Source organism: Clostridium sp. DSM 17811, from assembly GCF_018861905.1.
Lineage (GTDB): Bacteria > Bacillota > Clostridia > Clostridiales > Clostridiaceae > Clostridium_AD > Clostridium_AD frigoriphilum.
The window spans coordinates 1-9,142 of record NZ_JAHLDU010000056.1 but is presented as its reverse complement, the minus strand read 5'-3'; the positions used below and the strand labels follow the sequence as shown (position 1 = coordinate 9,142).

General features: G+C 30.0%; 16 protein-coding genes. All 16 read right to left on the bottom strand.

All coding sequences use genetic code 11. The features are described from left to right. Positions 1 to 359: hypothetical protein (locus tag KPL44_RS24555; protein ID WP_216255954.1), on the bottom strand; the 359-nt coding region annotated here is incomplete at its 3' end. A gap of 42 nt (positions 360 to 401) precedes the next feature. After that, a complete protein-coding gene (locus KPL44_RS24550; RefSeq protein ID WP_216255953.1) occupies positions 402 to 617 on the bottom strand; it encodes a hypothetical protein in 216 nt (71 codons plus the stop codon). Next, positions 589 to 1,083, bottom strand: coding sequence for a tetratricopeptide repeat protein (locus KPL44_RS24545; RefSeq protein WP_216255951.1), 495 nt, complete (start codon positions 1,081 to 1,083; stop codon positions 589 to 591). Before KPL44_RS24545 ends, KPL44_RS24550 begins: the two co-directional genes overlap by 29 nt. Next, positions 1,073 to 1,627: a hypothetical protein gene (locus tag KPL44_RS24540; protein ID WP_216255949.1), complete on the bottom strand. Its 555-nt coding sequence runs from the start codon at positions 1,625 to 1,627 to the stop codon at positions 1,073 to 1,075. The genes KPL44_RS24545 and KPL44_RS24540 overlap by 11 nt, the downstream gene beginning before the upstream one ends. A 40-nt stretch (positions 1,628 to 1,667) precedes the next feature. Beyond that, entirely contained in the window at positions 1,668 to 2,207 is a 540-nt protein-coding gene (locus KPL44_RS24535; RefSeq protein WP_216255946.1) for a hypothetical protein, read from the bottom strand. After that, positions 2,182 to 2,616, bottom strand: coding sequence for a hypothetical protein (locus tag KPL44_RS24530; RefSeq protein ID WP_216255944.1), 435 nt, complete (start codon positions 2,614 to 2,616; stop codon positions 2,182 to 2,184). Before KPL44_RS24530 ends, KPL44_RS24535 begins: the two co-directional genes overlap by 26 nt. Positions 2,617 to 2,649: 33 nt before the next feature. Continuing rightward, positions 2,650 to 2,922 carry a hypothetical protein gene (locus KPL44_RS24525; RefSeq protein ID WP_216255942.1) on the bottom strand — a complete coding sequence of 91 codons (273 nt, stop codon included), beginning with the start codon at positions 2,920 to 2,922 and terminating at the stop codon, positions 2,650 to 2,652. Between the two features lie 460 nt (positions 2,923 to 3,382). Beyond that, positions 3,383 to 3,673, bottom strand: a complete 291-nt coding sequence (locus KPL44_RS24520; protein WP_216255940.1) for a WXG100 family type VII secretion target — start codon at positions 3,671 to 3,673, stop codon at positions 3,383 to 3,385. A gap of 70 nt (positions 3,674 to 3,743) precedes the next feature. Beyond that, positions 3,744 to 4,043 (bottom strand): WXG100 family type VII secretion target, encoded by a 300-nt coding sequence (locus KPL44_RS24515; protein WP_216255939.1) that lies wholly within the window; start codon positions 4,041 to 4,043, stop codon positions 3,744 to 3,746. Between the two features lie 18 nt (positions 4,044 to 4,061). Next, positions 4,062 to 4,910: a tetratricopeptide repeat protein gene (locus KPL44_RS24510; RefSeq protein ID WP_216255937.1), complete on the bottom strand. Its 849-nt coding sequence runs from the start codon at positions 4,908 to 4,910 to the stop codon at positions 4,062 to 4,064. Positions 4,911 to 4,970: 60 nt separating this feature from the next. Beyond that, on the bottom strand, positions 4,971 to 5,366 hold the full coding sequence (locus KPL44_RS24505) for a tetratricopeptide repeat protein (RefSeq protein ID WP_216255935.1): 396 nt from the start codon (positions 5,364 to 5,366) through the stop codon (positions 4,971 to 4,973). Between the two features lie 17 nt (positions 5,367 to 5,383). After that, entirely contained in the window at positions 5,384 to 5,917 is a 534-nt protein-coding gene (locus tag KPL44_RS24500) for a hypothetical protein (protein WP_216255932.1), read from the bottom strand. A 54-nt stretch (positions 5,918 to 5,971) separates the two neighbouring features. Continuing rightward, positions 5,972 to 6,505 (bottom strand): hypothetical protein, encoded by a 534-nt coding sequence (locus KPL44_RS24495; protein ID WP_216255930.1) that lies wholly within the window; start codon positions 6,503 to 6,505, stop codon positions 5,972 to 5,974. Positions 6,506 to 6,553: 48 nt separating this feature from the next. Continuing rightward, positions 6,554 to 7,093, bottom strand: a complete 540-nt coding sequence (locus KPL44_RS24490) for a hypothetical protein (protein WP_216255928.1) — start codon at positions 7,091 to 7,093, stop codon at positions 6,554 to 6,556. Between the two features lie 67 nt (positions 7,094 to 7,160). Then, positions 7,161 to 8,111 carry a hypothetical protein gene (locus KPL44_RS24485; RefSeq protein WP_216255926.1) on the bottom strand — a complete coding sequence of 317 codons (951 nt, stop codon included), beginning with the start codon at positions 8,109 to 8,111 and terminating at the stop codon, positions 7,161 to 7,163. A gap of 802 nt (positions 8,112 to 8,913) precedes the next feature. Further along, on the bottom strand, positions 8,914 to 9,142 hold a 229-nt coding region (locus KPL44_RS24480; protein ID WP_216255924.1), incomplete at its 5' end, for a hypothetical protein.

Here is a 9,142-nt window from a genome sequence, read left to right as displayed (position 1 = left end):
CTACTAACTGACTGTATATCATGATAATAGAATGTTCCACCTGAAATTGGATTTCTCTCTTTTAAACGAATAAATAAAATATTATCTCCCTCAAGCACAAACTTCGTAGATTTGTACGTATTCTTATATCCAAAGTAGTAAGCCCACCAAGTAATTATACTATTTAGGAATACAAATGTTCCAACACCCCCAATTGCCATACCAATTGGGTCTACATTTACTCCCAATTTACCAATAACTATTGCTAAAATCATTAATATGATTATTACTACAATGGGATATACAAATAAATATAAAAGAGTTTTTTTAACATAAATTTTTTTATACTTCTTTAAATCACTTTTTATCTCATCTTTCATTTAATTCTCCTCCTTTTTTAATCTAATCAAATGTATAATATTTTATGGTATGCTTGGTTGCATTACACTATTCTTTATGCCTACCATTTGTTCATACACTTGGTTACTATTTTTTATCGTTTCTTTAATTATTCCTTTACCTGCGAATACTTTTTCTACCCCTCTAGTGACATTTACAGCAGCATTAAATTTAAATTTATTGCTAGTAGGAGATATAAGTTTTGAAATACTAAGCTTCTTGATATTTGTTGTCAGCAATATATATCATGGCTTTACGTAGCTTTGCATCTGCTCTAAATTTATCTCTTAAAATTGCCTTATTATAATTTTTAATTGCTTCTTCATCATTCCCAGCTTCTTCTGCTAAATTTGCTAAGTTTACGTATAACTGTGCATCATCATATCCATTATTTATACCCTTAGCATAATATTCTCTGCCCATATCATTATTATTTAAGAGAAACTCAACATTTCCAAGATGAAAATATGTAATTGCATTCTTCTTATCTATTAAAAGAACCTTATTAAAAGATTCCTTTGCCTTATCATACTTATCAAGCATAACATAGGCCTCGCCAAGGTTAAAATATGTATCTACAAACATGGGGTCTTTGTTTTCGGCTTTTTTATATATTTCTATAGCTTCGTCATATTTTTCAATTGAAAATAATACTTTGCCTTGTTGGTTATATTCCTCGGACTCAGAAATGCTTTTAATCTCCATTACTAACCACCTCTTGTTTTTTATTCTTCAAAGCCTTATCTAATAGTTGCACATTTCCAAAAACATTAGGAACACTGATACTATTAATTACACGTTCCTTATATTCATCCTCTGAACCACCCTCATCAACTTTTCTTTTTAATATACATCCCTTAACAATTATTTTATCATTGGTTATGGTATAACTACTAACTGACTGTATATCATGGTAATAAAATGTCCCACCTGAAATTGGATTTCTCTCTTTTAAACGAATAAATAAAATATTGTCCCCTTCAAGCACAAATTTCGTAGACTTGTACGTGTTCTTATATCCAAAATAGTAAGCCCACCAAGTAATTATACTATTTAGGAATAAACATCCACCTATAAATCCAGTTATCATATCTATAAAGTACGCATTAAATCCTAATTTGTCCACTATAGTTCCCATTATAAATAATATTATCATTACTATAACTGGGTATAGGAATAAATAAAAAATGGTTTTTTTAACATAAATCTTTTTATATTTTTTTAAATCAACTTTTATCTCTTCTGTCACTTAGTTCTCCTCCTTGTAAATCTAATCTTTTCATAATCTTTTATGGCATGCTTGGTTGCATTTGAATATCCTTTACTCTTACAGCTTGTTCATACATTTTTTTGCCATTACTTATCGCATCATTAATTATCCCTTTACCCGCAAGTACTTTTTCTCCCCCTCTAGTAACATTTACGATAGCATTAAAATTAAATTTATTTTTAGATCCAAATTTAGGAAATATAAGTTTTGAAACACTAAAATTCTTATCAATACCTGCTGCTCCAAATCCGGCTTTAAGATCTTTACAAAATATTTTTTTCTTAGCAAGTTTTTTCATAAGACCCACATTACTTAATCCGTTATACATGCCCATCTTTTTAATTGCTTTAAAATCTTTACTTAATCCAAGTGGTGTTTTAATAATTCCATATCCTAATGTTGCAATTGTCAAAGTAGAAAAAGTTGTTTTCCCGACTTTTTCTCCCGTCTTCTTCAATGCATCAGCCTTATTTTCTCCACCTCTTAAATATCCCACACCATAGAATGCTCCACCAAAAGCAGTTGCTAGAACATCAGAACCACCTTGACCCTGTAGCATTACCCGTACTCTTGTAGTTAGCTAATGCGGCTATATCATAACCCATAGAACTAGCTCCCTTAAATAGCTCAAACCCTGTACATAATTGAGCTGCAAGTGTAGATCCAAGCAATGGTCCTAGAGCTGCTAAGGAAAGCCCCCCAGTTGGCATAGCAAGTAAAACTACAGCAACAATCGCAACCACTGCAAGAACATCTTTTGCAACTCCTACCCAATACCTATGTGCTCCCTTCCTATACCAATCTTTAATTCCATCCTTAAGTCCTCTTATATCCTTTTGGCTTAATCCCTTTCCACCTAAGATAACATTTGATAATACAGCGATGCCACCTGTCTTTACAGCATCAATAATAACAGCAAGTGTACTAATATTAACCTTATATTTCTTTTCGAACCCCTTTTCAAACACTTTTGAATCTGTAGTTATACGACTAGCAACACGCTAATCTGTTTTTTGAGCCTTATCAGAAAATCGGCTCATTTTCGTACCAAATAAATTAAGTTTAGTAATTTTAGATTGATACAGTAAATTCTTTTTATTAATAGAATCATTAGCATTTGCAAGATTGCTCCGCGATGTAGGTATAGCTTTTAGTCTACTAACTATATGTTCAAAATTTTCTTTTTTACTTTCAAATGTGTCTGCTAATCTAGTAGCAGTTGAAGTCGCATCACTAATTACTTTTCTACTTATAACTTGCCTTAGCAACTCCATTTAATTGTCCCGTTACACCATTGCAAACATCTTGAAATTTTTCTAACACTTTACTCATCTCTATAAAAGCTTGGAAAAATTGGCTTTGTGCTGCACCATATAAATACCTTCATTTTATAATATTAAACAACCTACTATTATTAAAATTAATCCAACTAATAAATACATATTCTTTCTAGTACATCCACCTATTACGATAAGTACAAAACCTATAAACAACGGTATGTATCTCATTTAAATACCTCCTTTTTTCTGTTACTCTCTATTCTTTAACTATTATATTATTAATTTCAAACTATGTAAAAAAAGGAGCTACCAATCCAATGATTATATTAATCATTTTAAGACAGCTCCTTTCTCTTTATGTAAGTGATTTTAAGTAGCTTTTAAAATAACAAGCTCTTTTTTTATATACTTTCTACAACTTACTTATTAAACCATTATCTCTGGTGTTGCAATATTAGCCCTTAAGTTGGCTAGCTAAAGTTGCATCTGTTTCTTCTATAGTCTTAGCAACTCCATTTAATTGTCCCGTTACACCATTGCAAACTTCTGGGAATTTATCTAATACTTTACTCATGTCTAGGAAAGCTTGGAAAAATGAACTTTGTGCTGCACCTTCCCATGAACTTTCAAGACGGTTAACTTCACCTCTTAATGTTGTAATTATGTCTGTTACCTCTCCAGCCTTTTGTGTAAATTTACTAGCAGATGCTCTAAGTTCCTCTGGTGTGATCATAATTCTTGACATATAAATACCTCCTAAAAAATTTTTTTTATTTATATAAACGCTATTTTAGCGACTATATTGAATTAATAAGTTATAAATCTGATCCTAGGTTTGGGATATCAGAGTAAAGATCATCGTAATCAGTCTTTGCCTTTGTTAAGCACGATTTTAAATGTATAAGAATATCTATATGCATCTGCATATTAGGGGACCAAGTATCTTCAAATGTGCTAAAATACTGCGTACTTGCACCAGAAATCCAACCTGATGCCTTCAACTCCGCAATTACATGGATTAAATTGTTTTTCATCAATGTGAAGTCATCAATGGATTTTTGGTAATCAAGAGCAGTTTGATGTAACTGATTTAAGTCAATCTTAAGTTTAGCCATAAAAAATCACCCCCTCTATTAAGAACTTGAGTTTATTAAGGTACCAAGTAATTTACTTTTTGAAGTTGCTGTGCTTCTATCTGCCTCTGCTTTATCATTTTCATTTAACACCTTGTAAAGTTCAGATCTTATTAAGTAAGCCTCCGCTATATCTTCATCTATTGCAAGTAAATAATTAACCATTTCAAATGCTTTATCATAATTTTTTAATTCTTTGTAACACAATGCTCTATACATAATTATATCAAGCATTCCTGGATTTGCAGAGCTCGCAAATCTAAATATTTTTATTGCTTCTTCATATGCTGCCTTTGCTTCTACTACTTTGCCTAGTTTGCCTAGACAAAGTGCTTTATAGTAAACAGAAGCAAAATAAAATGAACTTTCTTCTCCATTAGCAATTATTTCTTTTGAATAATCTAATGCCTTACTAACTTTATCTGTATTTATATATATATTTATAAGATAAACTCTGGTTTCTTCATCAAAGTTCTCTTCTGCATCCTTTACTTTCTCAAATAATAAAACTGAATCATCAATCCTATCTTTTGCAAGTAGAATTTTTGCTTTTTCAAGAAGTACAGTTTTATTTTCTGAATTATTATATCTTATGTCTATTAAATCTAGTGCTTCATCATATTTCCCCTGTTTTTCTAATAACATGATCTTATCAAGTATAAATCCATCATCATCTGGAAATAACCCCATAGCTTTTATTAAAGTTTTTTCTGCTTCCAAGTAATTTTCAAGCTCAATATTTACTAAAATCTTATAATGATGTCCTTCAAAAATTTCTGGATTAAACTCTATCATATTATCAAGCGTTTGTAGAGCCTCTTGAAATTTATTATCACCAATGTATATCATGGCCTTACTAAGTTTTGCATCCGCTCTAAATTTGTCCCTTAAGATTGCCTTGTTATAATTTTAAATTGCCTCTTCATCATTTCCAGCTTGTTCTGCTACATTTCCCATGTTTACGTATAGCTGTGCATCATCATATCCATTATTTATAGCCTTAGCATAATATTCTCTACCCATATCGTTGTTACCCTGTAAAAATTCAACATTCCCTAGGTGAAAATATGTAATTGCATTTTTCTTATCTATTAAGAGAACTTTATTAAAGGATTCCTTTGCCTTATTATACTCATCTAACATAACATAAGCTTCTCCTAGATTAAAATATGATTCTAGATACATCGGATCTTCACTTTCAGCATTTTTATACATTTCTATAGCTTCGTTATATTTTTCAAGTGAAAATAAAACCTTACCTTGTTGGTTATGTTCCTCTACCTCAGAAATATTTTTCTCTTCCATATTTATTCCCTCCATATTTATAATTCCCTTTTCCAAATAACACTATTTGTATTAATGTTAGACATAAATTCAATGCCATTAAACACATTGGGTATTTTTAGACTACTAACATCTTTATCCTTCTTACATCGATTGTTCACAATCACTTCTAAACGTATGTCTCCCTCAATTGTAATTTTTTTAGATGTAATATTAATCTTGCTGATTTTATTTATAGTATACAAATTATATATACTATAAGTACCAATCCAACTTGATTTTAAAAAGTTATATACAATTACTCCATTAATATATTTTATATCACTTTTTCTTAATTGATTTAATGGTCCTATAAAAAATGCAGGTGCTATAAAAATCGAAACAGCAATAGCTAAAATAGCTATTAGAACTGCTAACTTTGCGACAAATTCAGGTGTACTATCACTTAAAACTGGTCCATCTTTCAGTAGCATGTAAATAAAATATAGGATCCCTGGGGCTCCCATGAGAACAGCCCGCCCTAAGAAATTTTTTACAAACTTAGAAAAAGAAAATTTGCTTTGATAATACATTTTTTACCTCCAAAATACTTTTCTCTTCCATATCTATTCCCTCCATTTTTATAATTACCTTTTCCAAATGACACTATTTTTATTAATACTGGACATCCATTCAATGTCATTAAAAACATTAGGTATTTTTAAACTGCTAATATCTTTATCCTTCTTACATCGATTGTTCACAATTACTTCTAAGTATATATCTCCTTCAATTGTAATTTTTTTAGATGTAATGTTAATGTTACTTATTTTATTTATAGTATATACATTGTATATACTATAAGACCCAATATAGCTTGATTTTAGAAACTGATATACTATTATTCCATTAATATATTTTATATCACTCTTTCTAAATCGAGTTAATGGTCCTATAAAAAATGCAGGTGCTATAAAAACAGAAACAGTAATTGCTAAACAGGATATCAAAATCATAAAAAAAACAATTGACTTAGGTACGCTTGTGCTTAAAACTGGTCCATTATTACCCACCAAAAGCATACAAATGATAAATAAAACACCTGGTGCTCCCATGAGAACAGCCCTTAATAAAAAAACTTTTACAAACTTAGAAAAAGAGAATTTACTTTGATAATACATTTTTTACCTCCGTAATGTTTTTCTCTTCCATGTCTATTCCCTCCATATTTATAATTCCCTTTTCCAAATGACACTATTTGTATTAATGCTAGACATAAATTCAATGCCATTAAAAACATTGGGTATTTTTAAATTGCTAATATCTTTATTCTTCTTACATCGATTGTTCACAATCACTTCTAAGCTTATGTCTCCCTCAATTGTAATTTTTTTCGATGTAATATTAATGTAACTTATTTTATTTATAGTATATAAATTGTAAATATTATAAGTACCAATCCATCCTGATTTTAAATGGTTGTACACAATTACGCCATTAATATATTTTATATCACTTTTTCTTAATTGATTTAATGGTCCTATAAAAAATGCAGGTGCTAGAAAAATGGAGCTAAAAACAGCTAGAGTAATTATTATACCTACTACATATAAAACTACTTCAGGTGAACTTTCACCTATTACTGGCCCTGGCCCTTTTATTAAAAACAAATAAACACAAACTATAACTCCTGGACCTCCAATGAGAACAGCCCTTCCTAAAAATAATTTCACAAACTTAGAAAAAGAAAATTTACTTTGATAATACATTTTCCACCTCCAATATTTATTTTATTGGCATACATTGGTATTCTAGTGCACGATTTAGCATATTGACTTATGGCATATTGTTTTTAGGCTCCATGCCACTATCTATAATTTCTTTGAAACTAGATGTAATACCATCAATATTTTTATTGAATTTATGCACAAGGTTAAATGTATTATTTTTTATTTTGTTATGAAAATCTACCACAGCATTAACTCTACTTATAGTGCTACTATTAGCAAAGCCTGCAAAGTAGTCTTGTTTAATTACCTCCTTCACTATACTAGCTTTCCCACCTTTCCCCAACAACGTGCTCACCGTTCCGTAATTTTTAATATCTTTAAATACAGACTTACTCTTAACATTATTCATAAACACTTGACCAGCTGTTAGGTTTCCACTACTGCCATTTGCCTTTAAATCATTATAGAAAGTCTTCAATTTAAAATCTTTTCCAACAGAAAATTCTTTAAGGCCCGTACCAATTTTATATATGCTATAAACTGATGCATATAAAGTTAATCCACCATGTACGAAACCTGCCGCATTTTCTCCCCATATCCTTAGTCCTTCATTACCAGTTTCTTTACCTACAAAAACATTCATATCTCGAGCTACTTCCTTACCACCTTCTTTTCCAATTCTATCAGCTACTGATCGATTTCCATTAGACCTATAGGCATTTTCTGCCCTTACTGAAGAATATAATTTACTTGCTGCATTGAATACTATAACAGCTGCAGCTATGACTGCAAAAACTGAACCTCCCGCTATGAGGGCAGTTATAGCAACTACAGTGAAAAACGCTGATTTAGCAATTTCAATCTTGTATTTGCCACCATTCCTATACCAATCTTTAATTCCATCCTTAAATCCTCTTACATCCTTTTGGCTTAATCCATTTCCACCTAATATAGCAGTTGATAATACAGCGATGCCACCTGTCTTTACAGCATCAATAATAACAGCAAGTGTACTAATATTAACCTTATATTTCTTTTCGAACCCCTTTTCAAACACTTTTGAATCTGTAGTTATACGACTAGCAACACGCTAATCTGTTTTTTGAGCCTTATCAGAAAATCGGCTCATTTTCGTACCAAATAAATTAAGTTTAGTAATTTTAGATTGATACAGTAAATTCTTTTTATTAATAGAATCATTAGCATTTGCAAGATTGCTCCGCGATGTAGGTATAGCTTTTAGTCTACTAACTATATGTTCAAAATTTTCTACTTCAATTTAAAACTTTACACCAGTCTAGTTACAGCTCAATTCAAATCACTTAGTCAGTTTTATTTCATGAATTTATAAAACTATTTGAAATGATCTCTTAATTCATTGTCTTGAGCCATACTTATCCTAAATTTAATTTTTCTACCTGAAGTATTTATATTAATATAATAGTTTATGCTCTTACCTCTTGTAGCTATATTAAATTCAATATCTCTGATTTTTGATACATATATAGTTTCCGAAATTGATTGATTACTTGAATACCGCGATATTCTAATATACTCCTCTGTAAATTCAAGTACTTTATATTTTTTATAAATTACTATATTTTTATATAAAATTATCAGAAATAAAAAGAAACAAAATAAATAGATAAATGCATACTAATTACCTTATTAGCACAATATCCTTAATGTTATATTTTAATTTAAAGGATTAAGTCCAAATATAAATGGGAGCTTTACACCACTCATAACTACATATACTTTAAGACTTAATATAAACAAAAAAATATGATTTATTTAATATAAAAATAATAACATTCTCTTTAGTGTAAATAAAAAACAACACCTGTTTAGTTTTTTAGTTATTTATATTCTTCTTCAGATATTACTAATACGCCCTCTTTTACTATAGGGTCTTCACATATCCAACTATATGCCATATACATACTATAATTATGGACAACCCTCCAAATTATTTTCTTATTAGCCTCGTCAGCAATATGAATTGTTAATAATACAAACCCCACGTTTTCATTATCTCTCCCAAAAGCAGCAGAAATATCTTCTACATGACATTTCCCTTGTACCTTG